The sequence below is a fragment of the Actinomycetospora sp. ABD4_176 genome, from assembly GCF_056311855.1.
Genome location: NZ_CM149974.1, coordinates 5,597,777 through 5,624,563, shown reverse-complemented (window position 1 = coordinate 5,624,563; position 26,787 = coordinate 5,597,777). Strand labels below are relative to the sequence as shown.

Sequence of the window (26,787 nt, the reverse complement as noted above, 5' to 3'; positions counted from 1 at the left end):
CGGTGCGGGGCCCGTGACGCCCGACGACGTGCGGGCCGTCGTCGCGTCCGTCCTGGAGCTCCCCGTCGACCAGGTCGACGAGCACACCGACCTCATCGGGCTCGGCATGGACTCGATGACGATGATGCGGCTCGCGGGTCATTGGCGGCTGACGGGCTCCGGCGTCGGGTTCTCCGATCTGGTGGAGGCGCCGACCGTCGCGGCCTGGCGGGAGCTCGTCGCCCGGCGAGCCGAGCCCGGGTCGAGCCCGGACGACCATGGCGGTCCCGGCGACCCCGTCGACGAGTCGGCCCCCTTCGCCCTGACGACGATGCAGCACGCCTACTGGGTGGGCCGGGCGCCCGGTCAGCGGCTCGGGGGTGTCGCCGCACACTTCAGCTACGAGTTCGACGGCGTCGACGTCGACCCGGAGCGCCTCGAGACAGCGGTCCGCGCGCTGATCGCGCGACACGGGATGCTGCGGGTGCGCATCGGCGACGACGGGCGCCAGCAGATCCTCGACCACGACCCCTGGCCGGGACTGGACGTCCACGACCTGCGCGGCCTGACGGCGGACGAGGCCGACACCGCACTCGCGGATCTGCGCCGCCGGCTGTGGACCCAGGAGCTGGACGTGCGGTCGGGCCGCGTGCTCGACGTGGCGCTCTCCCTGCTGCCGGACGCCCTGCGGCCGGGCGGGACACGGCTTCACCTCGACCTGGACATGATCCCGGCCGACGCCCTCAGCGTGCAGACCCTCTTCAGCGAGCTCGCCCACCTCTACACCTCACCCGGGACCCCGCTGCCCGATCTCGGGTACGGGTTCGCGCGCTACTGCGCCGACCGCGTGGCCGCGGGGAAGACCGGGGGACGCCTCCGGTACGAGACCGACCGGGAGTACTGGCGGGAGCGTCTCCCCGGCCTGCCGCCCGCCCCCCAGCTCCCGGTCCGCGCCGAGGGCGAGGACGCGACCCCCACGCAGGTGGTCCGCCGCAGCCACTGGCTCGCACCGCAGGCCGCCCGCCGTCTCGAGCACCTCTCGCGCGAGCACCGCCTGACCCCGGCGATGACGATGGCCGCGGCCGTCGCCGAGACCCTCTCGGCGTGGAGCGCCGAGCCCGACCTGCTGCTCAACCTGCCCCTGTTCGACCGCGAGCCGCTGCACCCCGACGTCGACGCCGTCGTCGGCGACTTCACGTCGTCGGTCCTGGTGAGCTGGGTCGGGTCTCGTCCGGGCTCGTTCGCCGAGCGCGCCCGGCGGCTGCAGGACCGCTTCCGCGCCGACGCCGCGCACGCCCGCTACTCGGGCGTCGAGGTGCTCCGGGACGCGTCGCGGCTCCTCGGCGAGCCGGTCCTCGCCCCCGTCGTCTACACCAGCGCGCTGGGGTTCGGCGACCTGTTCTCCCCGCAGCTGCGGTCGAGTCTCGGGGACCCGGTCTGGGTGGCCTCCCAGGGGCCTCAGAATCCACCTCGACGTGCAGGTCAGCGAGTTCGACGGCGGGATCCTGCTGAACGCCGACGCGCGCGAGGCCGCGTTCGAGCCGGGTGTGCTGGACGCGATGTTCTCGGCGCTGCGCGATCTGGTGACCTGGTTGGACGAGGGACGATGGGACGAGCCGGTCCCCGACCTGCTGCCGGACGAGCAGCGACAGGTCCGGGTGGCGGTCAACGCGACCGGCACCCCCACCGGCACCGCTGGGACGCTGGACGGGGGGTTCTTCCGCCGCGCGCGTGAAGCCCCGGAGCGGGAGGCGCTGCTCTGGGGCGACGACGGGGCGATGAGCTACGGCGAGCTCGCCGACCGGGCGCTGCGGGTGGCCGGAGCCCTGAGCGCCCGCGGAGTCGCCCGTGGTGAGCCGGTCGTGGTGAGCCTGCCCCGCGGCGCCGACCAGGTGGTCGCCGTCCTCGGGGTCCTCGCGGCGGGCGGGGCCTACCTGCCCATCGGTCCCGACCAGCCGGCCGCGCGACGCGGACGGATGCAACAGCTCGCCGAAGCCCGGCTGGTGCTCACCGACGCCGCCGGCGCCGACGGATGGACCGCCGCCGAGGTGCTCACCGTCGACGGGGCGACCGCCGGGCCACCGGCGCCCGCTCCGGTGGCCGTCGATCCCGACGAGCTCGCCTACGTCATCTTCACCTCCGGGTCGACCGGGGAGCCCAAGGGTGTCGAGATCACCCACCGTGCCGCGGTGAACACCGTCGAGGACATCAATCGCCGGTTCGGTGTCGGTGACACCGACCGTGTTCTCGCCGTCTCGGCCCTCGAGTTCGACCTGTCGGTGTACGACGTGTTCGGGCTCCTGTCGGCGGGCGGTGCGGTGGTGCTCGTCGAGGACACCGCGCGCCGGGACGCGCGACGCTGGGCGGAGCTGGTGGCGCGGCACGGCGTCACGGTCTGGAACTCGGTGCCGGTCCTGCTCGAGATGTTCCTGACCGTCGTCGAGAGCGGCGACACTCCCCCGCCGCCGCTACGCCTCGCGATGGCGTCCGGGGACTGGGTCGGTCTGGACCTGCCGGGCCGCGTTGCCGCCGTGGCGCCCCGCTGCCGCTTCGTCGCCCTGGGCGGAGCGACCGAGGCGGCGATCTGGTCGAACTTCACGGAGGTCGCGCGGGTCGACCCGGACTGGACCTCGATCCCCTACGGACGCCCGCTGGCCAACCAGTGCTTCCGTGTGGTCGACGGCGCAGGCCGCGACCGCCCCGACCGTGTGCCGGGCGAGCTGTGGATCGGCGGGGCGGGCGTCGCCCGGGGCTACCGCGGCGCTCCGGAGATCACCGCTCGGCAGTTCGTCACCGACCGCGGACAGCGGTGGTACCGGACCGGCGACCTCGGGCGGTACCTCCCGGACGGGACCCTCGAGTTCCTCGGCCGCGCGGACCAGCAGGTGAAGATTCGCGGGCACCGGATCGAGCTCGGGGAGATCGAGGCGGTGCTGGCGGGCCACCCGAGGGTGGGCCGCGCCGTGGCGACCGTCACCGACGACCGTCAACTGGTCGCCGCCGTTCTCGAGGCGACTCCTCCCCTCACCCCGGCACCACGAGCCCCCTCCCCCGCCGGCTCCGCGGTGGGCGACCCGTCGGACACCTCCGGGGATGTCGTCGACACCGTCCTGGTCCGTGCCCTCGGCCTGGACACGCTGCTCGACGGTCGGAGCGAGCCGGTCGACCCGCTCGGGGACGGGTGGATCGCGGAGGCCCACCGTCCCGTCGTCGCTCTCTGGCTGCGGTACCTGCTGCAGCGCGAGGTCTTGACCGGTGACGCCGAGGCGGTCACGTCGGGCCCGGGTCTGCCGGCCGCGCCGCGGCCGGCGGAGCGCCGGGACACCGGGGCCGACGGCGACCGGGACGACGCGGTCCACGACCGCCTCCTGTCCCGGATCGACGACTACCGCCGGATCCTCGCCGGCGACCTCGACCCCGCGGTCCTCCTCGACGACGAGCTCCTGGCGCCGGCCGCGCTCGCCGACCGGGACCCCGACGGCCGCGCGGCACTGGCGGACGTCGCCGGGGAGATCGCCGCGCTGGCCGCGGCGCAAGGGCGCCCCGTCGAGGTCGTCGAGCTCGACGGCCGCGCCGGCCTCACCGCCGCGCGCCTCCTCGAGGCGCTCACCCCCGATCAGGTGCGGTACACGCTGCTCGACCGCTCGACCGGGATGCTCGCCGACGCGGCGACCCGGCTCGACCCGTTCCCGCACGAGACGGGGACGCACCTGCTCCCCGCCCCCCGCGTGCCGTCGGAGCTCCGGCACCGCTTCGACGTCGTCCTGGCCTCCGGCGCGCTGCACCGATGTCCGGACCCGACCCAGGGCCCGGCGCTGGCCCGTCTGCTGGCCCGCCCCGGCGGACGGCTGTTCGCGATCGAGCAGGGCGAGCTCGGCCCTCTCGCGCTGGTCACCGCGGCCCTGCTGGACCACGGCTACCGGGATCTCGACGCGGAGCGCCGGGCGGCCGGATCGCCGACCCTGCCGCCGGACCGCTGGACGACGCTGCTCGAGCACGCCGGGTGGGCGGACGTCGCACACCACGCTCCGGGCCGGTCGCCGACCGTGCTGTTGCGGGCGTGCCGCCCCGCGGACGCCCGCGACGTCGACACGGTCGAGCTGCGGGAGCACGCAAGCGCTCTGCTGCCCGAGCACATGCTGCCCGAGCGTGTCGAGGTCGTCGCCTGGCTGCCGCTCGGCCACAACGGCAAGCTCGACCGCGCCGCGCTCGGCACCGTCCTCGGCACCGACCGCCCGGCCGAGCCGACCGAGCCGCCGCAGGGCGACCTCGAGTGTTCGGTGGCCGGAGTCTGGGGGGACCTGCTGGGAGTCCGGGACATCGGACGGCATCAGAACTTCTTCGCGCTCGGCGGCGACAGCCTGCTCGCGACGAGGCTCGTCGAGAGCCTCGCCCAGCGTCTCGGCACGACCGTGTCCCTGCGGCGGTTCTTCACCGACCCGACGGTGCGCGCGGTGGCCGCGGAGATCGGGAGCATCGCCATCGAGGTCGACGAGGGGGTCCTGTGATCGGGCTGCTGGGCGCCTCGGGCGGGGTCGGCGCGGCGACGGGCCGGCTGCTGGCACGCCACGTCGAGGGCGGCCTGCTCGTCGGTTCGCGGCGCCCGGAGGCCGTCACCGAGGTCGTCTCCGGGTGGGCGGAGCCGCGCGCGGACGTGACCGTGGCACGGGTCGACGTCGCCGACGACACGTCGCTGGCCGCGTTCGTCCGGGGCTGCTCCCTGGTGGTCGACTGCGCGGGCCCCTCGGCGGGCCTCGCGGCCCGGGCGGCCCGGGCGGCGTGGGCGGCGGGTGCGGACCACGTCGACGCCGGGGGCGACGCGGGTGTCGCGGCGGCCCTCGCCCGCGACCCGGCGGCCGCCACGCGCCGTGCGGTACTCGCGGCCGGCGCGTGGCCCGGGCTGTCGGGCCTCCTGCCGCGCTGGCTGGCCGCCCGGGAGCTCACGACCACGCACGCCCTGATCGCCTACGTCGGCGTGCGCGACCGGTTCACCCCGGGCGCGGCGTCGGACTTCCTCGACGGCGCGCTGGACGGGACGAGCGAGCCCCTCGCGGCCTGGCGCGACGGACGGCGCCGCTCCGGGGCGCTGACCCGGCGGGTCGGCGAGGCCGTGCCCTTCTTCCCCGGTGAGGTCGCCGCGCTGCCCTACCTCGACGACGAGGGCGACACCGTCGCGCAGCTGCTCGGGCTGTCCCGCGCCGACTGGTACAGCGTCGTGCCGGAGGCGTGGTCGGTCGCGCTCGACCACGCGCGGACCCGGCCCCGCTCCGAGGCGGTCGCCGACCTCTGCCGCGCGGCCGAGCTGGACGCGGCGGGTCAGCCGCCCTCGACCACCTTCCTCGCCCAGCTCGACGGGGAGACCGACGGCGCCGCGCGCACGCGCACCGCGCTGCTGCGCGGCCCCGGGGTGTCCGAGGTGACCGCCGCGGTGACCGCGGTGACCGCCCTCGCCGTCCTCCACGGAGAGGTCGAGCCCGGTGCCCACGTCGCCGCCGCCGCCCTCGACCCGCTCGCCGCGGTGGCCGGGCTCGCCGCGATGGGCGTGGGCGGACCCGACGTCCTCGAGACCTCGATCGCGGCGCTCGCCACCATCGAGGAGGGAGCGCTGTGAGCCGCCCGCTGCGGGTGGTGGTCTGCGGCACCACCTTCGGGCAGTTCTACCTGGCCGCCCTCGCCGGCCTGACCGACGAGTTCGAGCTGGTCGGCCTCCTGAGCCGGGGCAGCGCGCAGTCGCGGTCCTGTGCCCGCCGGCACGGGGTGCCGCTGTACCTCGACCCCGACGACCTGCCCGCCGAGGTGGACGTCGCGTGCGTGGTGGTCCGCTCGGGCGTGACCGGCGGGGCGGGCGGCGACCTGGCCCGGCGCCTGCTGGCCCGGGGCATCCACGTGCTGCAGGAACAACCGGTGCACCACGACGACGTGGCGGGGTGCCTGCAGGTCGCCCGGCGTCACGGCGTGGCCTACCTGCTCGGCGACCTCTACGTCCACCTCCCGCCCGCGCGGCACTTCGCGGCCGTGGCCCGCACGGTGCTCGCCCACCGCCCGGCGCGCCACGTCCGCGCAGCCTGCGCGATCCAGGTGGCCTTCCCGCTGGTCCACCTGCTCGCCGAGGCGCTGGGCGGGGTCCGCCCGTGGCACGTCGCCTCCGCCGACCCCGCCGTGTCTGCCGAGGCCGGGACGACGGAGAACACGGCGAGGACCCCGTTCTCCGTGGTGACGGGCTCGATCGCCGGCACCCCGGTGACGCTGACCGTGCACCACGAGATCGACCCCGACGACCCCGACAACCACCTGGGCCTGCTCCAGGAGATCACGGTCGACACCGACGCCGGGCGGCTCGCGCTGGCCGACACCCACGGCCCCGTGACCTGGGCTCCGCGGCTGCACATCCCCGACTCGGTGAAGGACGCCTTCGACTTCGACACCGCCTCGGCGTCGCACCTGGACGAGCCCAGCCTGGTGCCGCTCGACCCCGCGCCGCCGAGCTACCGCCGGATCCTCGCCGAGTGGTGGCCCGCGGCGATCGGCGCGGACCTGCTCCTGCTGCGGGAACGGGCCCTCGGGACGGGCGGCACCGCCGCCGCGCTCACCTCCGCCCAGTACCACCTGACCCTGTGCCGCCTCTGGCAGGACGTGACGACCGCGCTCGGCTATCCGGCGCTGCGTCCCCGACAAATCCATCGACCGCTGCCGGTGGGCGAGCTGACGGCCGTCACGGCGGCGGCCGGCGCCGACCGGACGTGAACGGAGTGTTCCCGTGCTGAGCTGCAGCCATGTGATGTGCCGGGTCGACGACCTGCGCGCCCTGGTCCGCGACTACGAGGACCTGGGATTCACCGTGGAGTGGGGGGCCGCGCCCGAGCGCGCCCACAACGCGTTCGTCCACTTCTCCGAAGGTCCGTTCCTCGAGTTCTACGACACACCCTCGTCGGCCCGGTGGTTCCGCGTGCCGTTCGCCCTCGCCTTCGGCACCGCGGCGGGCGAGCGCCTGGTGCGCTGGGCCGGGCCCGGGCAGGGGTGTCGCGACGTCGCGGTGGCCACCGAGGACACGAGCCTCGCCACGGCCCGCTCCGCTCTGCGCTCGCGGGGCGTCCCGACCTCGCGGGTGATCAAGGGCAAGCGGACCCGACCGGACGGAGTGCTCGTGCGGTACGAGTTCCTCGCGACCCGTCCGGCCGGGATGCCCTTCGTGGTGTCGGCCTACGACCCCCCGCAGCGTCCGGGGCACGTCGAGCACGCCAACGGCGCCCGCGGCATCCATCGGGTGCGGCTGGGCGTGGCCGACACCGACCGGGGCGTCCTCGACGCCCTCGTCCCCGACGACCCCCACCTCGAGATCGTCGCCGGTCCCGTCACCGGCGTGCTCGGCGTGGAGCTGGACGGGCTCACCGACGAGCTCGACGCCGCGAAGCTGCACGGGGCGGCGCTGACCCGCGCCGCACGGACGACGGAGGAGGGTCTCTCATGACCAGCACCGCCGGGGCGGAGGACCTCCTCGCCGACCTGCACCGCATGGGGGTGCATCTCTGGGAGGAGGAGGGCCGCCTGCGCTACCGCGCGCCCCAGGGCGTGCTCACCACCGAGCGGCTCGAGGAGCTGCGCACGCACAAGGACGACGTGCTCGAGTGCCTGCGCGCGCAGGACCGCGCGTCGACGCTGACCCCCGACCTCGACGCCCGCCACGACCCGTTCCCGCTGACCGACGTGCAGGCCGCCTACCTGCTGGGGCGCGAACGGGCGTTCGACTACGGCGGCGTGGCGTGCCACGTCTACCTGGAGATCGACCACCCGCATCTCGACCCGGCGCGGACCGAGGCCGCATGGAACCGGCTCGTCGAGCGCCACGACATGCTGCGCGTCGTCATCGAGCCCGAGGGCTACCAGCGGGTGCTGCCGGAGGTGCCCCGCCTCGTCGTACCCGATCTCGACCTGCGCGACGCCGACGAGGCGCGGGTGGCCGCCGAGCTCGCCGCGATCCGGTCGGACCTCGACCACAGCATCCACGACACGACGACGTGGCCGGTCTTCGCGGTCCGGCTCACGCGCACGCCCGACCGCGCCGTTCTGCACCTGTCGATGGACTTCCTCGTCGCCGACTGGACCAGCATCTGGATGCTGCTCGGCGAGTTCGAGGCCCTCCACGCCGACCCCGGTCACGAGCTGCCCCCCGTGGAGGTCACCTTCCGGGACTACCTTCTCGCCGAGCGCAACCTCCGGGACACCGGCCGCTACCAGCGGGACCGCGACTACTGGTGGTCGCGTCTCGACGAGCTACCGGGTGCCCCCGAGCTGCCCACCCTCCCCGACGCGGACGGCGCGGACGGCGCTGTGGCGCCGCCGCGGTTCACCCGGCGCAGCCTGCGCCTGGACACCCCCGACTGGGAACGCCTGCAACGGCGCGCCCGGGACCGCGGCCTCACCCCGTCCGCGGTCGTGCTGACCGCCTACGCCGCGGTGATCCAGCGCTGGTCCGGGATGCCGCGCTTCAGCCTCAACCTCACCGTGCTCAACCGGCTCCCCCTGCACCCCGGTATCCGCCAGGTCGTCGGCGACTTCACCTCCGTCGACGTGCTCGCGGTCGAGTGGGGCAGCGGCGACACGTTCGCGGACCGCGCGGCCGCGATCGGCGGCCAGCTGTTCGACGACCTCGACCACTCCCTCTGCACGGGTGTCGAGGTGCTGCGCGAGCTCGCTCGGCGTCGTGGGCGGGAGGCCGCCCTCATGCCGGTCGTGTTCACCAGCGCGATCGGGCTCGGCGACTCCGCCGAGGGGGCAGGCGGTCGGGAGCAGCCCGCGCACCGGTTCGGCGAGCACGGGGTCTCCCAGACACCGCAGGTCTTCGTCGACTGCCAGACGATGGACGACGCCGACGGGCTGGCCGTGAACTGGGACGTCCGCGACGGCGTGTTTCCCGAGGGCGTCGCGGACGACATGTTCGCGGCCTTCGAGGCGCTGCTGCTCGCGCTGGTGACCGACGAGCGTCACTGGGGCGCCGACGACGTCGTCCCCCTCCCCCACCGCCAGGTTCAGGAGCGCCGGGCGGTCAACGACACCGGTGCGGCGCTGCCGACCGGGCTGCTCCACGAGGAGGTGCTCGCCCAGGCGGTGCGCACGCCGGACCGCCCGGCGCTGGTCGCCGCGGACCGGACCGTGAGCTACGAGCGTCTGGCCGGGTGGGCCGGCGCGGTCTCGCGCGCACTGCGGGAGGCGGGGTGCGCGCCGGGCGACCGGGTCGCGGTCGTGATGGACAAGGGCGTCGAGCAGGTCGCCGCCGTGCTCGGCGTCCTCGGCGCCGGCGGCGTCTTCGTGCCGGTCGACACGGTGCAGCCACCCGCGCGCCGCACGGCGATGCTCACCGACGCCGGCGTGGGCCTCGTCCTCACCCAGTCCTGGCTCACCGCGGGCACGGCGTGGCCCGACGGCATCCGGACGATCGCGGTGGACACGCTCGGGGCCGACGCTGCCTCGCCCGCGCCACCCGGGCCGACCGCGCCGTCCGACGGGGACCCCGACACCCCCGCCTACCTCATCTACACCTCGGGCTCGACCGGACGCCCCAAGGGCGTCGTGATCACCCACCGCGCCGCGCTCAACACGATCGTGGACATCAACCGGCGCTTCGCCGTCGGCGCCGAGGACCGGGCGCTCGGGGCGTCCAACCTCGGCTTCGACCTGTCGGTCTACGACGTCTTCGGGCCGTTGTCGGTCGGCGGCGCCCTGGTCCTTCCCGAGTCCGACCGGCGCGCCGATCCGTCGCACTGGGCCGACCTGCTCACCGAGCACCGGGTGACCCTGTGGAACTCGGTGCCCGCGCTGATGCAGATGCTCACCAGCTACCTGCGCGCCGACCCGTCCGCGTCCCCGCCGTCGCTGCGCCTGGTGCTGCTCTCCGGCGACTGGATCCCGCTCGCCCTGCCCGACGAGATCGACGGCTGCGTCCCGGGAGCTCAGGTCGTGAGTCTCGGCGGCGCGACCGAGGCCTCGATCTGGTCCATCTACCACCCGGTCACCCGTCGCGAGCCGGGATGGCCGAGCATCCCCTACGGCACGCCGCTGGCCAACCAGGGCTTCCGGGTGCTCGACCCTTCGATGCGCGACGCCCCGGAGTGGGTCGCCGGGGAGCTCTGCATCACCGGTGCCGGCCTCGCGCAGGGGTACCTCGGCGACCCGGCGACGACCGCCGCCCGGTTCGTCGAGCACCCCCGCGACGGGCAGCGGCTCTACCGGACCGGCGACCGTGCCCGCTACCGCCCCGGTGCGGTCCTCGAGTTCCTCGGACGGGACGACACCCAGGTCAAGGTGCGCGGCCACCGGATCGAGCTGGGGGAGATCGAGGCCGCTCTCGCCGACCATCCGGCCGTCGCGGCCGCGTGCGTCGTGCTCGACGCCCCCGCGGCCGGCGCGCAGGGCCAGCAGGGTCAGCAGGGTCTGCTCGGCGTCGTGGAGTCGGCCCGGCGCGAGCCGGTCGGTGACCCGGAGCGCGCGGGACGCACCACGGGGCTCGTGGCCGCGGAGACCGGCCCGCTTCTCGCCGGCGTCGACCCGGTCCGGGTCGCGACCTACATCGAGCGCCTGGACGACGCCGTGCTCGCCGCCATGGTCCTGGCGTTGCGACGGCTCGGACTCTTCGCGGACGCGGACGCCGTCCACGACGCCGCGGAGATCGCCGCGCCGGTCGACCCGCGCCACCACTGGCTGCTGCGACGCTGGCTCGCGGCGCTGATGGACGCCGGGTACCTCGAGGAACGGGAGGGCGGCCGCTACGCGGTCGGCCGCCCCGTCGACGAAGCCGTCGTCGCGGACCGCAGGCGCGAGGCCGAGGCCGCGTCCGACGGCCTGGGCTCGGAGGGGTTCCTGCGGTACCTGCACAGCAACACCGACGCCCTGCCCGCACTGCTGACCGGGGAGCAGGACCCGGTCGCGCTGCTCTTCCCGGGCGGCCACTCCGCCACGGCCGACGCGCTGTACCGCGAGAACCTCATGGTTCGCTACCTCAACCGCGCCGTCGCCACGGTGCTGCGGGAGGTGGCCGAGGCCGCCGCCGGGGGCGGGGAGGGACCCGTGCGTGTCCTCGAGGTCGGGGCGGGGACCGGCGCGACCACCGAGGCGGCGCTCGACGGGCTCGAGGGCATCGAGATCGACTACCTGTTCACCGACGTGTCGACGTTCTTCCTGCCCGACGCCCGCAACCGGTTCGGGGACCACCCCGGCATCCGGTTCGGGGTGATGGACGTCGACACCGACCCGCGCGACCAGGGTCTGGTCCCGAACTCGTTCGACGTCGTGCTCGCCGCCGGTGTCCTCGAGAACGCGCAGGACCCGGCCGCGGCCCTGGGCCGGCTCCGGGATCTCGCCGCTCCCGGCGGCCAGGTGGTCCTCACCGAGCCGACCCGGGAACACCCGTGGATCCTCGCGTCCCAGGCGTTCATGATGACGCCGCCCGAGGACGACCTCCGTCGCTCCGGGTCGACCTACCTCGACCGCGACGGGTGGCTCCGGCTGCTCGAGCGGGCCGGTGCCGTGGACACGGTGTGCCTCCCGGCCGACGACCACGCCCTCGCGGCACAGGACCTGCACCTGTTCGCTGCGCGGGTCAAGCCCGACCGTGTCCCGGTGCGGCCCGGCGAGCTGCGGTCGTTCCTCGCCGAGCGCCTGCCCGAGCCGATGATCCCCGCGCACCTCCAGGTCGTCGACGCGCTGCCGCTGTCCGCGAACGGGAAGCTCGACCGCGACACGGTGCGGAGCTGGCGGACGACCGCGACCGGGACCGGGGCGGAGGTGTCGGTCGACGCGCCGGCCGACGAACTCGAGGGCGAGCTCGCGAACCTCTGGGCGCAGGCGCTCGCGACCGGCCCGATCGGCCGCACCGAGAGCCTCCTCGAGCGCGGTGCGGACTCGCTGATCACCGCCCGGACCGCCGGTCGGCTGCGCGAGGACATCCCGGCGGCCGCGGCGGTGCCGTTCGACACGCTGCTGCGCCACATGCTCAACGACCCGACCGTCGCGGCGCTCGCCGGCTTCCTGCGCGAGCGGGCGGAGCGCGAGGCGGAGGGGCCGGCGTCGGGGCAGGCCCCGAGCACCAACGCCGCCCTCGTCCGCTTCTCCGAGGGCGGCGACGGCCCCGTGCGGGCGATGTTCCACGCCGGCATGGGCACCATGGATTGCTTCCGGCCCCTGGCGGCCCGCCTCACCGATCAGGACCTCGGGCCGGTGATCGGGATCGCGATCGACGACCCGGAGGTCTACTGCGCGCTCGACCCGGTCGAGGCCGTCGAGCGGCTGGCCGACGACTACGCCGAGCGCCTGCTCGCCGAGGGGCACGAACGGTTTCAGCTCATCGGGTACTGCGTGGGCGGTCTCTACGCCACCGAGGTCGCCCGCCGGCTGCTGGAGCGCGGGGTCGAGGTCTGCGAAGTCGTCCTGGCCAGCAGTCACCCGCTGCTGGCCGATGTCCGGGAGGACCTGATGATCGAGGCGCTCTTCATCCCGAACCTCGGCATCGGGCTGGGCGATCTCGGGCTCGGCCCGATCGACCCGGACGCGGCGGGTCGCGCGTTCGCCCACGCCATCGAGACCCACGGCGGTGTCGTCCCCCGGGGCTCGCTGGGCGAGGTCGGCGGCGACCCCGGCCTCGACGAGGCCGCGGCGTTCTTCCGCACGCTGGGCGCGTACCCGCAGGAGGACCGCTTCGCGCTGTACGCGCAGGTCGCGTCCCGGGTCGCGGGTCAGGAGACCCCTGCGGCGATGGTCTCGGGCATGTTCCGGGTGCTGCGGCAGAGCTTCCTGTCCACCCGCTTCCAGCTCCCGCCGTTCGCCGGGGACATCCGGTTCCTCCTGCCCCAGGCCACGTCCGGGTTCGCGCCCGGGCTCAACGACACGACCATGGGGTTCTGGCGGGAGGTCTGCCTCGGCGACCTCGACGTCGTCGAGGTCGACGGCGACCACTTCAGCTGCATGAACGAGCCCCTGGTCGCCCAGATCGCCGACCACGTGGCCGAGCCGGTGCGCCGGGCCGCGGGGCCCGCGTGACCACGACCGGGAAAGGTGTGCCGTGACCACCACGCAGAGTTCGGAGGACCAGCGGCTGGCGGAGGTCCTCGCCGCCGACGCCGAGGTGCGGGCGCGGGAGCCCGCGCCGGAGGTGACCCGCGCGATCGCCGGGTGCGAGGGCCCGCTCGCCCAGGTCGTCGAGACGGCCATGCTCGGCTACGCCGAGCGCACGGCTCTCGGCGAACGCCCGCTGCAGCTGAGCTCCGTCCCCGGTGCGGGCCACGTGCTGGCGTCGGACTACGAGACGGTCACCTACGAGGAGGTGTGGCGCCGGGCGCGGTCGGTCAGCACGGCCTGGCGGCAGCCGGGCAGCGAGCTCCTCGCGGCCGGTGACGTCGTCTGCTCCGCCGCCGCGGCCGGCATCGACCACACGGTCCTCGAGCTCGCCACGATCGCGACCGGCGCCGTGTCGGTGCCGGTCACCGCGTCCGCACCTCCCGGCCAGTGGCACGCGATCCTGCGGGACACCCGGCCGCGGGTGCTGGCGCTCGACGCCGAGCTCGTGGCGGGCCTGCTCCCGACCCTGCTCGGCGCCCTGCCCGACGACCTCCCGCCGCCGGGGCTGCTGGTCCTGGGCCGGGCGGGAGCCTCGCGCCGGACACATGCGGCGGTCGAGGGCGCGCGCCGGCTGCTCCCCGACGGCACCGCGGTGCACACCCTCGACGGCCTCGACGACCGGGGACGGGACCTGCCGCCCGCCCCCCTGTTCGTCCCGGAACCGGGCACCGAGCCACTGGCTCAGATCCTCTACACCTCTGGGGCCACCGGCGACCCCAAGGGGGCGATGTTCACCGACCGTCTGCTGACCTCGACCTGGCGCGGTTTCGCCCAGATCCCCCGCCCGGCCGTCGTCATGCACCACGCGCCGATGTCGCACATCGCCGGGCGGATCGCGCTGGTCGGGACGCTCGCCCGGGGCGGCACCTGCTTCTTCGCCGGGCGCGGGGACATGTCGACCCTCCTGGAGGACTTCGCGCTGGCCCGGCCCACCGAGCTCTCGCTGGTCCCGCGCGTGTGCGAGATCCTCCGGGACCGCTACCGCAGCGACCTCGAGGCGCGCCGGGCCGCCGGGTCGGCCCCGCAGGACGCCCACCGTGAAGCCCTGGCCGCCCTGCGCGACGACGTCCTCGGTGGCCGCGTGGTGGCGGCCTCCAACGGCAGCGCCCTGCTCGGCGACGAGCTGCGCGCCTTCATGGAGTCGGTGCTCGGACTGCCGTTCCACGACGGGTTCGGCACGACCGAGGCCGGCGGGCCCATCCTGTTCGACAACCGCCTCCTGCGGCCCAACGTCATCGACCACAAGCTCGTCGACGTCCCCGAGCTCGGCTACTTCGCCACCGACCGGCCGCACCCGCGAGGCGAGCTGCTGATCAAGACCATGTCGATGATCCCGGGGTACTTCAACAGACCCGACCTCGACGCCGAGCTGTTCGACCCCGACGGCTTCTACCGGACCGGCGACATCGTGGCGCAGACCGGACCCGACGAGCTGCACTTCGTCGACCGGCGCAACAACGTGCTCAAGCTGTCGCAGGCCGAGTTCGTCGCCGTCTCCCAGGTCGAGGACACCTTCCTCCGGGCCGAGCTCGTCGAGCAGATCTTCCTCTACGGCGGCCACGGGCGGAGCTTCCTGCTCGCCGTGGTCGTCCCCGGCGCCGACGCCGTGACGGCGCACCCGGACCCCGCCGGGCTGAGATCGGCGGTCCTGCGTTCGCTGCAGGAGCGGGCCGAGCAGGCCGGTCTGCGCCCCTACGAGATCCCCCGCGACGTCATCATCGAGCACGACCCGTTCACCGCCGGGAACGGGCTGCTCTCGACGCTCGGGAAGCCGCTGCGGCAGAAGCTCGTCGAGCGCTACCGCGACCGGCTGGAGGGCCTCTACGCCGAGCTCGCCGACCGGCAGTCCGCGGAGCTGGCGTCGCTGCGGGACGGCGCCGACGACCGGCCGGTGATCGACACGGTGCTCCGGGCCACGAGGATCGTCGTGGACGGCGGGGGCGACGAGGTCACCTCCGACCGGTACTTCGCCGAGCTCGGGGGCGACTCGCTGTCCGCCCTGAGCCTCGCGACGTCGCTGGGCGATGTCTTCGGGATCGAGGTCCCGGTCAGCACGATCGTCGCGCCGGGCACCACGCTCGCCGGGCTCGCCGACGCGATCGCCGACGCGCGGACGGCGGGGACCACCCGCCCGACGGCCCGGTCGGTGCACGGCCGGGGCACGGTGGTCCGCGCCGACGACCTCACCCTTGAGGCGTTCGGTGTACCGGCCATCCCGGCGGTCGCCCGCACCGGCCGTGACGGGCGCACCGTGCTGCTGACGGGGGCGAACGGCTTCCTGGGGCGGTTCCTCGCCCTCGAGCTGCTCGAGGATGCGAGCACACGGGTCGTCTGCCTGGTCCGGGGGTCCGACGCGACGGCGGCACGCCGCCGCCTCCACGAGGCGTTCGACACCGATCCCGAGCTCGCGCAGCGTTTCCGCGCGCTCTCCGCGGACCGGCTCGAGGTCGTCGTCGGGGACGTCGCCGAGCCCCGCCTCGGGATGACCGTGCCGGAGTGGGACCGGCTCACCGACACCGTCGACGCGGTCGTGCACCCGGCGGCGCTGGTGAACCACGTCCTGCCCTACGAGCAGCTGTTCGGCCCGAACGTCGCCGGCACGGCCGAGGTCGTCCGCCTGGCCGTGACCTCCCACCTCAAGGAGGTCGTGTTCATCTCCTCCGTCGGGATCGCCGACCAGGCGGGCGAGTCCCTCCGCGAGGACGACGACGTCCGCGTGTCCCAGCCGACGCGCGAGCTCTCGTCGGCGTACGCGGGCGGCTACGCCACCAGCAAGTGGGCCGCGGAGGTCCTGCTGCGCCGTGCCCACGACCGGTGGGCGCTGCCCGTCACGGTGGTGCGCTCGGGGCTGATCCTCGGCCACCGGCGCTACGTCGGACAGCTGAACCTGCCCGACGTGTTCACCCGGCTGGTCGTGAGCATCCTCGCGACCGGGGTGGCCCCGGCGGCGTTCCCGGCGGGCGGCGGGCGCTCTCCGGTGTCCGGAGGCGTCCCGGTCGATGTCGTCGCCCCGGCGGTCGTCCGCCTCGGCCTCGGTCACGACGGCGGGTACCGCACCCTCCACGCGACGGCCCCCGAGACCGCGGCGCCCTCCCTCGACACGATCGTCGACTGGCTGGTCGACTCCGGCGAGCCCGTCGCCCGCGTCGACGACCCCGCCGAGTGGCTCCGCCGCTGGGAGATCGGTCTGAGCGGCGTACCGGACCGCCTGGCCCCCTACACGGCGCTGCCGTTGCTCGAGGCGTTCCGGCGCCCGGTGGACGCCGGACCGCCCGCCCTGGTCACGGCCTCCCGGTTCGCCGCCGTGGCCGCTGAGGCCGGGCTGACCGAGGACGGGGCAGTGCCGGGACTCACGCGCCCGCTCGTCGAGAAGTACCTTTCGGATCTCGCGGCGCTCGGCCTCACCGACGGGCCGGCCAGGCGCTGAGCACCCGGCGAGCCGGTCAGAGCCCCGCCACCGCGGGCGCGGGCGCCGGAGCACCGTTCCAGGCCAGGCGCGACCAGGGCAGGGCGAGCTCGTCGGTGCCGGACACCACGTGCGGGGCGAGGTCTGTCACCGGCGCGGCCTCGCGGTGGCGGGCGAAGACGCTGTCGACGTAGCGGTTGCCCGTGTCGGCGGCGATGACGAGCGCCGTCCGACCCGGGTCCCGCGCCTGCTCCCAGCGGGCGGCGAGGTAGGCGGCCCCGGTCGAGAGGCCGGCGAACACCGCGTGCCGGCGCAGGAGATCGACCGCGCCGGCCAGGGCGACGTCGAACCCGACGTAGTGGATCGTGTCGTAGCGGCTGTGGTCGACGTTGCCGAACGGGATCGAGCTGCCGATGCCGGCGATGATGATCTCGGGGTCGTCGACGTGGGCGCTGTCGAAGGTGATGCTGCCGAAGGGCTGGACGCCGACCAGGTCGACGTCGACGTTCGCGCGCAGGAATCCGGCCAGACCGCCGGTGGACGCGCCCGAGCCGACACCCCCGACCAGACGCACGCGATCGGTGTCGAGCTCCGCGAGGACGCGGTCGGCGACCGCCCGGTAGCCGAGGTAGTGCACGTCGTCGTGGTACTGCTGCATCCAGTGGTAGTCGGGGTGCTCCTCGAGCAGCCGGTGGACGAGGGCGACGCGGCGGTGCTGGTCGAGCTGGAGGTCGTCCGACGGCGGCATCTGGTCGAGCTGGACCCCGAGGATCTCCAGCTGGATCCGCACCGTCGGGTCGACGGTGGTCGACCCGACGATGTGGCAGCGCAACCCGTGGCGGTGCGCGGCGAGGGCGAGCGCGTAGGCGTAGATGCCGCTGGAGCTGTCGAGCAGCGTGTCGCCCGGCCGCACGACGCCGCGCTCGAGGAGGTGGGCCACGGCGGCGTCGGCCGAGAGCACCTTCATCGTCTCGAACCGCAGGCAGATCAGCCCGTCGTCGAGCCGCACGAGATCGGGGCGGCCGACGGCGTCGCTGACGTGGTCGTCCACAGGGGCGCTCCTCGTGACGGGGTGGCGGGTGGCGGGACGGCGAAGGGCGCCGTCGGGACGAGGTCGTGGGCGGCCAGGGCGGCGGTGGTCCGTCGGAGCCGCCGGGACGACTCCGGGTCCCGCGCGTCGAACAGCAGCCCGGCGACGTTGCCGCTGTGGGCGATCTGCACCCCGACCGCGCCGAGCTCCTCGGCGAGCCCGACGAGCAGGTCGAGCTCGTCGAGCGGCCGCCGACGCTGGTGGCGTCGGGCGCTGCCGGTCGCGACACGACCGAGCAGGACGGGGTCGTCGCGCACGACCGCCTCCCGGAGCAGGTCCCGGAGCTCCTCGAAGGCCGCCAGATCCTCGTCGTCCGTGGCCCCCGGATCGGGTGTCGCCACGGCGAGGGTGTCGACGGGCCGGCCCTGCCCGGTGAGGCAGCCCGCCACCACGACGGGCGGCAGCGTCTCGCCGAGGACCTCGAGGACGCGGCCGCGGCGCTGGGCGAAGAGCATCGGTCGCGGGTCGAACATCGTGGGGTCGCTGGCCTGCTCGGCCGCGACGGCCAGCCGGGCGATCTCGGTCGGGGACAGGACGATGTCGTGGGAGGACGCCACGGCGCGGACCGCCGCGATGACGTCGCCGGTCGACGAGCCCATGCCCAGGCCCACCGGGATCGTGCCGTCCAGCTCGAGGTGGCCGCCGCGCACCGGCGACCCGGTCCGTCGGGCGCAGAGCGCCGCGGCGAGCCGGGCCGCCCGCCCGGCCTTCCGGCGGTCGGTCGGGGCCACGGTGATGCCCGGTCCGGTGCCGCCGGGGGACGGCCGGAACACGGCATGCACCGCGGCGTGCGGCGAGGGCAGGGTCACCAGACCGTGCTGGGGCCGCCCGTCCGCGTCGAGGAACACGCCCTGGAGCAGTTCCCCGTGGTGCCCACCCGCCCGCCCGGCGGCCGCCCTCGGGTCAGCCCTGCCCGGCACGGTAGCGGTAGAGCCAGGTCGGCTCGGCGCTGAACTGGGAGAACGGGAAGGGTTCGGCGCACACGCGATCCACCCCCGCGTCGATGAACGCGCGGGCGACGGCGCTCCCGGTCTGGGCGTAGACGGTCAGCGGGATCCCGCGCTCCCGGCAGCCCGCGAGGATCCCGCCGAAGGTGCCGTTGGCCAGCGTCATGCCGGTGGCGACCACGGCGTCCGCGGCCGCGATGACCTCGTCGCTCGAGCTCGAGACCGGCTCGTCCCACTGCGTGCGACGCAGCACGAGGTCGCAGGGCAGGCACTCGCCGCCCCGCTCCCGGATCGCGGCGATCAGCGGGTTCACCACCCCGATCAGCGCCACCTTCGCGCCGGGGGTGATGTCGACGAGATCGGCGATCGCGGCGTCGCGGGCACCCGCGCGCTCCTCCGGGGTGCCGGCGGGCAGCTCGACGGCCTCGGCCCGCGGATCGCCGAGGTGCGGTGTGGTGTGGGCGAGGTAGGCGTCGAGCGCCGCCACGCGCAGGCCCGTCGCCTCGTGGCGCAGGAGGGACGCGACCGGGGTCCCGGACGCGGCGTAGAAGATCTCCGGGTCGATCGCGTCGGTGCCGAGGGAGCAGGCACCGAACGCCCGGCCGACCCGCACGAGGACGTACTGGTTGCGGTAGACGACGTCGCTGCCGGCCAGCCGCGTGCCGTGGGCGGCGTGGAAGACGCTGGTGGCGGTGACGTCCTCGGGGTCGGCGCCGTGGCGTCCGGCGAGGACGTCGGCGACGAGGCCCTCGACCGGGTCGACGGCGACGTCGGCCGTGCCCGTCATCGCCCGCCCTCCCGGGTGAAGCGGAACAGGTAGGTCACGACGCCGTCCTCCCAGTCGTACCGGTGGAGCACCTCCGGGACGAATCCCTGCTCGACACCGGCACCGACGACGGCCCGCAGGTCCGCGGTGTTCGACGCGGCGACGACCACCTCCCCGCCGGGGGCGAGCACGTCGCGCGCCACGATCTGGGCGAACAGACGCTCCAGGATCGTGGCGCCGACGCACACGTTGCGGACGACGTCGGGATCGGTGCTGACCTGCTGGCTGACCAGCGGCGGGTTGAACGTGATCACGTCGAGCTGCGTGTCCGGGGGCAGCGCGTCGAGCAGGTCCGAGACGAGGGGGAAGAAGGGCGCCACCGACCGCCCGACGAGGCGCTCGTACGCCTCCTCGGCCGTGGCGACGCTCGCCGGGTGCACGTCCGAGGCCCACACCTGCGCGGCCCCGCCGATCCCCGCCGCGACGGCGTCCACCCCGAGCCCGGTGCCCACGGCGAGGTAGCGCCGGCCCCGGACCGGGATCCCGCCGTCCCGGAGCCTGTCGAAGATCATCGCGCTCGTGGCGCCGGGCCGGAAGACCGCGGGCGGCACCTCGAACGCCCAGCCGTTCCACTCGTATCGGCGCGTGGTGTGCAGGTCCCCGCGGGGGCCGTTGAGAGCCACGATCTGCTCCGCCGGCAGAGGTGGGGGCAGCTCGTCGAGTACGGCGGCCGAGGGACGATCGCTGTCACTCATAGGTGAAAACGATAACCATACGCGATCAGCAGCGGAGTGTGACACTTCGGACACGCCTGGTGGGGTTGCCAACTCGATAATCGTTGTCATCATCGGAGCGCTCGCACGCTGGCGCGCTGCCCGCGGACCGTCCCGGCAGCGCACCCGATCGCCACCGACGTCAGGACCCCCGCCCCGTGACCGATCCGCTCCCGCCCGCCACCCGCGCGCGGTCGGTGTACCTGGAGCCCGCGTTCCTGCGCCTGTGGATCGGGGCCACCGCGTCGGGCCTGGCCACCTGGGCGCTCCCCTTCGTCCTCGGGCTCGCGGTCCTCGACGGGGCGCTCTCCGCGGTCGACCTGGGCCTGGCACTCGCCGCCCGCACCGTCGGCTTCCTCGCCGCCGTGCCGGTCAGCGGCGTGGTCGCCGACCGCCTGTCGCGACGACTCGTCATCACGGTCTCGGGGCTCGCCGCCACGGTCGCCTCGGTCGGCGTCGCCGTCGGTCTGGGTCGCTCCCTCCTGCTCGTGCTCGCCGCCGCGGCGGTCGCGGGCGCCGGGCAGGGCGCCTGCCGGCCCGCTTTCCAGGCCCTCGTCGCCGAGGTCGTGAACGACGAGCGTCGCCAGCAGGCCAACGCGGCCATGACGCTGGCCGTGCGGGTGACCACGCTGGTCGCGCCGGCCGGGGTCGCCCTGCTCGGCACCGTGCTCGACGTGCGCGCGCTGCTGATCGGGATCGGTCTGTGCTGGCTGGTCACCGCTCTCGTGCCCCCGGCCGGCACCCACACGGCCGTCCCCGGCGGCCGTTCGGTGCGGGCCTTCGTCGGCGAGTTCGCCGACGGGCTGCGCGAGGCCCGCCGCCACCCCTGGTTCCTGGCGGGCCTCGGCGCCCTGACCACCGTCATCGCCACCGGCTACTCGGCCACGGGCGTCGCCCTGCCCCTGGTCAGCCGCGACCGCTTCGGCACCGAGGCGGCGCTCGCCGCCGCGCTGACCGCCTACACCGCGGGCGCGCTGATCGGGGCGCTCGTCATCGGGCGGTGGCGACCCCGCAACCAGGGCTGGGCGGCGCTGGCGGGCCTCGGTGTCTACGGATTCGCGCCGCTGGCCCTGCTCCTGCCCGTCCCGATCGCGGTGATCGTGGCCGCGTACGTCGTCGCCGGGATCGGGATCGAGCTGTTCAACGTGCCGTGGTTCACCGCCACCCAGCGCGAGGTCGACCCCGCGCTGCTGGCCCGCGTCTCGTCGCTGGACTTCCTGCTGTCCTATGGCCTCGCGCCGCTGGGCCTGTCGCTGATCGCCCCCGCGATCGTGGCGTTCGGCGCTGCCCCGGTGCTGGGGGTCTGCGCGGTGCTGTGCTTCGCCGCGCCGGCCCTCGCGGCCCTGGTCCCGAGCGCGCGGCACTTCTCCGTGTCGCACCGGGACCGGGCCGCCGTCGCCGACGGGGGGCGGTGACGGTGGCCGTCGAGGACGTCACCACGCGGTCCGTCGAGGGTGGGGACGGCGACACGCGATCCAGCGGACGGCGGGGGCGCGTCGCCGTCCTGGCCGTCGTCCTCGCGGTGCTGCTGGCCGGGTCGGCCCTGGTGGCGATCGGCATCGGCGCGGCGTCGGTCTCCCCACCCGACACGGCCGCGTTCCTCTGGGCCTCGGTCACCGGGGGATCGATCGACGCGGACCAGGCCTCGCAGTACGCCATCGTCTGGGACATCCGGACCCCGCGGGTGCTGCTGGCGGCCACCGTCGGGGGCGGGCTGGCGACCGTCGGCGTCGTCATCCAGGCCCTCGTCCGCAACGCCCTCGCCGACCCGTTCGTGCTCGGCGTCTCGTCCGGGGCGTCGGTCGGTGCGGTCGCGGTCATCGTCACCGGCGCCCTGGCCGTCGCCGGCATCTACGCGGTGTCGCTGGGCGCCTTCCTCGGCGCGCTCCTGGCCTCGGCGGCGGTCTACGCGCTGTCCCGCAGTCGTGCCGGCACCACGCCGCTGCGCCTCGTGCTCGTCGGCGTCGCCCTCGCGTACGGGTTCCAGGCCGCGATGGGGCTGCTGGTCTACCTCGTGCCCGGGGGCGAGGCGACCGGCACCGTGCTGTTCTGGACCCTCGGCAGCTTCGGCGCGGCCACGTGGGGCTCGCTGCCCCCGGTGATCGTCGCGGTGCTGGCGTGCCTGGTCTGGTCGTGGCGGCGTGCCCGGGCCCTCGACCTGCTCGCCCTCGGGGACGAGACGGCGACCAGCGCCGGGCTCGACCCGCCGGTCCTGCGCCGCGAGCTGTTCGTGCTCACCGCGGTCGCGACCGGGGCCATGGTCGCGGTGAGCGGGGCGATCGGCTTCATCGGCCTGGTGCTCCCCCACGTCGTCCGGCTCGTCGTCGGGGTCGCCCACGCCCGCGTGCTGGTCGTGGCGCCCCTGGTCGGCGCGGTCTTCACCGTCTGGGTCGACCTCCTCGCGCGCACCGTCGTGGCGCCCCGCGACCTGCCCCTCGGCGTCATCACCGCGCTGATCGGCGTGCCGGTGTTCGTCACGCTCATCCGCCGCCGCGGCTACGTCTACGGAGCGAGCTGACGTGGACCTGCAGCTCACCGATCTCACGATCGACCTGGCCGGGCGGGAGATCGTGCACCGGCTGACCCTCGAGGCCGGCTCGGGCACCGTCCTCGGGCTCGTCGGTCCCAACGGCAGCGGCAAGTCGACGGTGCTGCGCAGCGTCTACCGCGCCCTGCGACCCTCGGCGGGCACCATCCACGTCGGCGGCACCGACCTCGACGAGCTGTCGCGCCGCCAGGGCGCGCAACGGATCGCGGCCATGCCCCAGGACGCGGGCGCCGACCTCGACTTCACGGTCGACGAGCTCGTCGCCCTCGGCCGGGCGCCGCACCTGCGGGGCAACCGGGCGCTCGGCGCCGAGGACCGTGCGCTGTGCCGGCGCGCCATGGAGCAGCTCGATGTGCTCCACCTCGCGCACCGTGGCGTCCTCACGCTCTCCGGCGGCGAGCGCCAACGCGTGGTCGCCGCGCGTGCGCTGGCGCAGGACCCCGAGGTGCTCGTGCTCGACGAGCCCACCAACCACCTCGACGTCAGCCACCAGCTCGACCTGCTCGGCGTGCTGCGCCGCAGCGGCGCCACCGTCCTGATCGTCCTGCACGACCTCAACCTCGCCGCGGCCGTGTGCGACCGGATCGGCGTGCTCGAGCAGGGCCGCCTCGTGGCCGCCGGGACCCCCGCGGAGGTCCTCACCGAGGACGTCGTCGCGCGGGTGTTCGGCGTCGCGTCGCGCGTCGTCACCCACCCCGACACCGGAGCCGTCCAGCTGTTGTTCACCCTCCCCTCCCCCGTCCGAGGAGCCTCATGACCACCACGCGTCGCGTCCGCACCGTCGCCGTCGCCGCCGTCGCCACCGCCCTGGTGCTCACCGGATGCGGAGCCCAGGTCGAGCAGGACCCGGCCGCGCCGCCCGGCACCGTCGTGCCCCGCTGCGCCGAACCGATCGCCTACCAGCCGCCGACGCGGACGGTCACCTACGAGGCCGGCAGCACCGACAAGCTCCTCGTGCTCGGCCTCCGGGACCGGATCCGCGGGTACGTCATGCCCCCCGCCAACCCGCCGGTGCAGGAGTCGCCGTACGCCGACCAGTACGCACAGCTGGAGCTGCTGAGCACCGACCTGCTCAACCGCGAGCTCGTCGTCGACGCCGGCGCGGACATGGTGGTGGCCGGCTGGCGCTCCGGGTTCAGCGACGAGCGGGGCATCACCCCCGAGATCCTCGAGACCCTGCGCATCCAGAGCTTCATGCACACCGAGACCTGCTACAACTACCCGGGCTTCGGAGAGCAGGTCCCGCCGCTGGAGGCGCTCTACAGCGACCTCGACCGGCTCGGCCGGATCTACGGCGTGCCCGACCGCGCCCAGCAGGTCATCGGTTCCTACCGGGAGCGGATCGCCGCGGTGGAGCAGGCCGCGCCCACCGACCGCCCCCGTCCCCAGGTCTTCGTCTACGACTCGGGCACCGACCGGCCCATGTCGGCCGGGTCCCAGGTCCCGCCGACCGATCTGCTGCGCGTCGCCGGCGCCGAGAACATCTTCGGCACCGAGCCGAGCCGCTGGAACGAGGTCACGTGGGAGGCCGTCGTCGACCGGCAGCCCGACGCGGTCGTCATCGTCGACTACGGCGACCAGAGCGCCGAGGACAAGATCGCGTTCCTGCGCTCGCTGCCCCAGCTGCAGACCGTCCCCGCGATCCGGGACAACCGGTTCTTCGTCCTGGACTACAACGAGGCGATCAGCGGACCCCGCAACATCGACGGTGCCGAGAAGCTCGGAGCCTGGGTGCGCTCGCTGCCCCCGACCGCGCCGTGACCCGCTGACGGTGGAGAGCATGGTGCTCACCGACGGCCTACCGACGCCCGAGGAGCACGCGCGGCTGCGCGGCGCGGCGGGGATGAGCCCGTTCCCCGTCGCGCCGACGCCGGCGGCGCTGGCCGCCTCGTGGTTCGCGGTGACCGCCCGGGCGCCGTCGGGCGAGGCGGTGGGCATGGGCCGCCTCGTCGGCGACGGCGCCCTGTTCCTGCAGGTCGTGGACATCGCGGTCGATCCCGCGTACCAGCGCCGCGGGATCGGCACGGCGGTCCTGCGGCGCCTGCTCGGGCACGTCGACCGGCACGCCCCGGACGCCTACGTCTCCCTCGTCGCCGAGCCCGCCGGGCAGGCGCTCTACCGGCGGTGCGGCTTCGTCGACGTCGCCCCCAGCACGGGGATGAAGCGCGGCCGACGACCCTGATCTCAGAGCCACTCGCCGCGCCGCCGCGCACGGATCAGCAACGCGATGAGCAGGGGCGCCCCGCACACCGCGGTCACCACGCCGACCGGGACCTCGGACGGCGCGGCGATCCGTCGCGCCACGATGTCCGACAGTCCCAGGAGCACCGCGCCGCACGCGGCGGAGAGCGCGAGCGGGGGCGGCCGGCCGCGGTCGAGGCGACGGGCGATCTGCGGGGCGGCGAGCGCCACGAACGCGATCGGCCCGCCGACGGCGGTGACGGCGGCGGCCAGCAGGGTCGCGGCGGCCAGCAGACCGGCGCGGGCGCGCTCCACCCGGAGCCCGAGCCCGCCCGCGGCGTCGTCGCCGAGGTCGAGCAGCCCCAGGGCGCGGCGACCGGCGGCGACCAGGAGGCACGCGACGGGTGCCGCGACGAGCACCGGCAGGACGAGGTCCCACGATCGGCCGGTGAGGCTCCCGACCAACCACACCGTGGCCTGTTCCGCGACGTAGAGATCGGCGGTGGTGAGGAACCACGACGTCAGGGCGGTCGCGACCGCGCCGACCGCGATGCCGACGAGCACCAGGCGCCCGCCGGTGACACCTCGCCGCGACGACAACCGGTACACCGCCAGCGCGGCCAGTGCGGCGCCTCCCGCCGCGCCGACGACCAGGCCGACCGGCCCGGCCGCGAGCACGATCAGCGCGCCGACCGCCCCGAGCCCGGCGCCGGCGCTGACGCCGATGACGTCGGGGCTCGCGAGCGGGTTGCGGGCGAGCCGCTGGAACACCGCGCCCGAGAGCCCCAGCGCCGCCCCACCCACGGCGGCGGCGAGCGCCCGGGGCAGCCGCAGGTCGAGCACCACGTAGCGGACCCGCGGACTCCCGGCGCCCGCGACCGCGGCGGCGACCCGGTCCGGGGGGATCGGGTAGTCGCCGAGGACGAGGGCCGCGCCGACCGTCAGTCCGGCGAGCGCGACCGCCACGAGCAGGCGCCACCGGGTCGCGCGCCCCGTCACACGGCGACCTCGTGCCGCCGCCGGACCAGCGCGATCAGCACCGGCGCGCCGACGACCGCGGTGACCAGCCCGACCTGGACCTCGCGCGGCGCGAGGACGAGCCGCCCGACGGTGTCCGCGGACAGCACGAGCACCGGGCCCAGCACCACGGCCAGCAGGACCTGACGACGGTGGGAGACGCCGACCAGCAGGCGCGCCCCGTGCGGGACGGCCAGACCGACGAAGGCGATCGGGCCCGCGAGGGCGACCGCCGTCCCGGCGAGGAGGACCGCCGCGGTCGCGGTCGTGGCGCGGACGAGGGCCAGGCGGGCTCCGAGCCCGGCGGCGACGTCCTCTCCCAGCGCCATCACGTCGAGGGCGGGCGTGACGGCCGCGGCCAGCACCAGCCCGGCGAGGACGAACGGCAGCGCGCCGAGCAGGGACGCCGGGTCGGCCGCGCCCAGTGCGCCCACGTTCCAGAACCGGAACGCCGCAAAGGTCGTGCGGTCGGACAGCGTCACCGCGGTGGTGACGGCACCGAGCGCCGCCGACACGGCGGCGCCCGCCACGGTGACCGACGCCGGCGTCGCGCCCCGTCCCACCGCCGCGAGCAGGTGCACGACCACGCCGGCCACTGCGGCGCCGACCATGGCGCACCAGGCGAGCCCGGGCATGCCGGCCACACCGAGGACGGCGATGCCGACCACGACGGCGAGCGCCGCCCCGGCGTTGACGCCGACGATGCCCGGGTCGGCGAGCGGGTTGCGGGTGAGTCCGATGAGCAGCACGCCGGCGACCCCGAGCCCGGACCCGGCCAGCACCCCGGTGAGCGTCCGCGGAAGGCGCAGGTGACGCAGCACCAGCGCGTCGGGGTCGAGCCCGGGGTCGGTGAGGTGGCGCAGCGCCGAGAGCGGGACCGGCTCGGGGCCCACCAGCAGGGACGCGAGGACCGCGAGGGCCAGCAGCGCCAGGGCGAGGGCGAGCGCACCGGCGGTCGGCACGCCGCGTCGCC

General features: G+C 75.2%; 18 protein-coding genes. 12 read left to right on the top strand and 6 right to left on the bottom strand.

The window, feature by feature from the left end; translation table 11 throughout:
• Positions 1-13: 13 nt before the first annotated feature.
• Genes ACYX4T_RS27285 through car form a run of 7 tightly spaced genes read left to right on the top strand, consistent with a single transcriptional unit; the run spans position 14 to position 16,513 of the window.
• Positions 14-1,714, top strand: coding sequence for a condensation domain-containing protein (locus tag ACYX4T_RS27285; RefSeq protein WP_476012342.1), 1,701 nt, complete (start codon positions 14-16; stop codon positions 1,712-1,714).
• Entirely contained in the window at positions 1,638-4,487 is a 2,850-nt protein-coding gene (locus ACYX4T_RS27280; protein ID WP_476015382.1) for an amino acid adenylation domain-containing protein, read from the top strand. Before ACYX4T_RS27285 ends, ACYX4T_RS27280 begins: the two co-directional genes overlap by 77 nt.
• Positions 4,484-5,590: a saccharopine dehydrogenase NADP-binding domain-containing protein gene (locus tag ACYX4T_RS27275; protein WP_476012341.1), complete on the top strand. Its 1,107-nt coding sequence runs from the start codon at positions 4,484-4,486 to the stop codon at positions 5,588-5,590. Before ACYX4T_RS27280 ends, ACYX4T_RS27275 begins: the two co-directional genes overlap by 4 nt.
• Entirely contained in the window at positions 5,587-6,723 is a 1,137-nt protein-coding gene (locus ACYX4T_RS27270; protein WP_476012340.1) for a Gfo/Idh/MocA family oxidoreductase, read from the top strand. The genes ACYX4T_RS27275 and ACYX4T_RS27270 overlap by 4 nt, the downstream gene beginning before the upstream one ends.
• Before the next feature lie 13 nt (positions 6,724-6,736).
• Positions 6,737-7,447 carry a VOC family protein gene (locus tag ACYX4T_RS27265; RefSeq protein ID WP_476012339.1) on the top strand — a complete coding sequence of 237 codons (711 nt, stop codon included), beginning with the start codon at positions 6,737-6,739 and terminating at the stop codon, positions 7,445-7,447.
• Positions 7,444-13,008 (top strand): non-ribosomal peptide synthetase, encoded by a 5,565-nt coding sequence (locus tag ACYX4T_RS27260; RefSeq protein WP_476012338.1) that lies wholly within the window; start codon positions 7,444-7,446, stop codon positions 13,006-13,008. Before ACYX4T_RS27265 ends, ACYX4T_RS27260 begins: the two co-directional genes overlap by 4 nt.
• A 22-nt stretch (positions 13,009-13,030) precedes the next feature.
• Positions 13,031-16,513 carry a carboxylic acid reductase gene (car, locus tag ACYX4T_RS27255; protein ID WP_476012337.1) on the top strand — a complete coding sequence of 1,161 codons (3,483 nt, stop codon included), beginning with the start codon at positions 13,031-13,033 and terminating at the stop codon, positions 16,511-16,513.
• 16 nt (positions 16,514-16,529) lie between these two features.
• Here the strand turns inward: car and ACYX4T_RS27250 are convergent, their stop codons facing one another.
• From ACYX4T_RS27250 to ACYX4T_RS27235, 4 genes are read right to left on the bottom strand one after another with little or no spacing between them, the layout of a single operon-like run.
• A complete protein-coding gene (locus ACYX4T_RS27250; protein WP_476012336.1) occupies positions 16,530-17,543 on the bottom strand; it encodes a pyridoxal-phosphate dependent enzyme in 1,014 nt (337 codons plus the stop codon).
• Complete coding sequence (locus ACYX4T_RS27245) at positions 17,480-18,430, bottom strand: GHMP family kinase ATP-binding protein (protein ID WP_476012335.1); 951 nt, start codon at positions 18,428-18,430, stop codon at positions 17,480-17,482. Before ACYX4T_RS27245 ends, ACYX4T_RS27250 begins: the two co-directional genes overlap by 64 nt.
• A gap of 55 nt (positions 18,431-18,485) precedes the next feature.
• Complete coding sequence (locus ACYX4T_RS27240) at positions 18,486-19,316, bottom strand: Rossmann-like domain-containing protein (RefSeq protein ID WP_476012334.1); 831 nt, start codon at positions 19,314-19,316, stop codon at positions 18,486-18,488.
• Positions 19,313-20,050: a methyltransferase gene (locus tag ACYX4T_RS27235; protein WP_476012333.1), complete on the bottom strand. Its 738-nt coding sequence runs from the start codon at positions 20,048-20,050 to the stop codon at positions 19,313-19,315. The genes ACYX4T_RS27240 and ACYX4T_RS27235 overlap by 4 nt, the downstream gene beginning before the upstream one ends.
• 176 nt (positions 20,051-20,226) lie before the next feature.
• On the opposite strand from ACYX4T_RS27235, the gene ACYX4T_RS27230 reads away from it, so the two are divergent.
• The 5 genes from ACYX4T_RS27230 to ACYX4T_RS27210 are packed head-to-tail and all read left to right on the top strand — an operon-like array spanning position 20,227 to position 24,798.
• Positions 20,227-21,483 carry an MFS transporter gene (locus ACYX4T_RS27230; RefSeq protein WP_476012332.1) on the top strand — a complete coding sequence of 419 codons (1,257 nt, stop codon included), beginning with the start codon at positions 20,227-20,229 and terminating at the stop codon, positions 21,481-21,483.
• 2 nt (positions 21,484-21,485) lie between these two features.
• Positions 21,486-22,586, top strand: a complete 1,101-nt coding sequence (locus ACYX4T_RS27225; protein WP_476012331.1) for a FecCD family ABC transporter permease — start codon at positions 21,486-21,488, stop codon at positions 22,584-22,586.
• A gap of 1 nt (position 22,587) precedes the next feature.
• Positions 22,588-23,373 (top strand): ABC transporter ATP-binding protein, encoded by a 786-nt coding sequence (locus ACYX4T_RS27220; protein ID WP_476012330.1) that lies wholly within the window; start codon positions 22,588-22,590, stop codon positions 23,371-23,373.
• Positions 23,370-24,377, top strand: coding sequence for an ABC transporter substrate-binding protein (locus ACYX4T_RS27215; RefSeq protein WP_476012329.1), 1,008 nt, complete (start codon positions 23,370-23,372; stop codon positions 24,375-24,377). The genes ACYX4T_RS27220 and ACYX4T_RS27215 overlap by 4 nt, the downstream gene beginning before the upstream one ends.
• A gap of 19 nt (positions 24,378-24,396) precedes the next feature.
• Positions 24,397-24,798, top strand: coding sequence for a GNAT family N-acetyltransferase (locus tag ACYX4T_RS27210; RefSeq protein ID WP_476012328.1), 402 nt, complete (start codon positions 24,397-24,399; stop codon positions 24,796-24,798).
• 2 nt (positions 24,799-24,800) lie between these two features.
• On the opposite strand, the gene ACYX4T_RS27205 is transcribed toward ACYX4T_RS27210, so the two are convergent.
• Complete coding sequence (locus ACYX4T_RS27205; RefSeq protein ID WP_476012327.1) at positions 24,801-25,796, bottom strand: FecCD family ABC transporter permease; 996 nt, start codon at positions 25,794-25,796, stop codon at positions 24,801-24,803.
• Positions 25,793-26,776, bottom strand: coding sequence for a FecCD family ABC transporter permease (locus ACYX4T_RS27200; protein WP_476012326.1), 984 nt, complete (start codon positions 26,774-26,776; stop codon positions 25,793-25,795). Before ACYX4T_RS27200 ends, ACYX4T_RS27205 begins: the two co-directional genes overlap by 4 nt.
• Between the last annotated feature and the right edge of the window lie 11 nt (positions 26,777-26,787).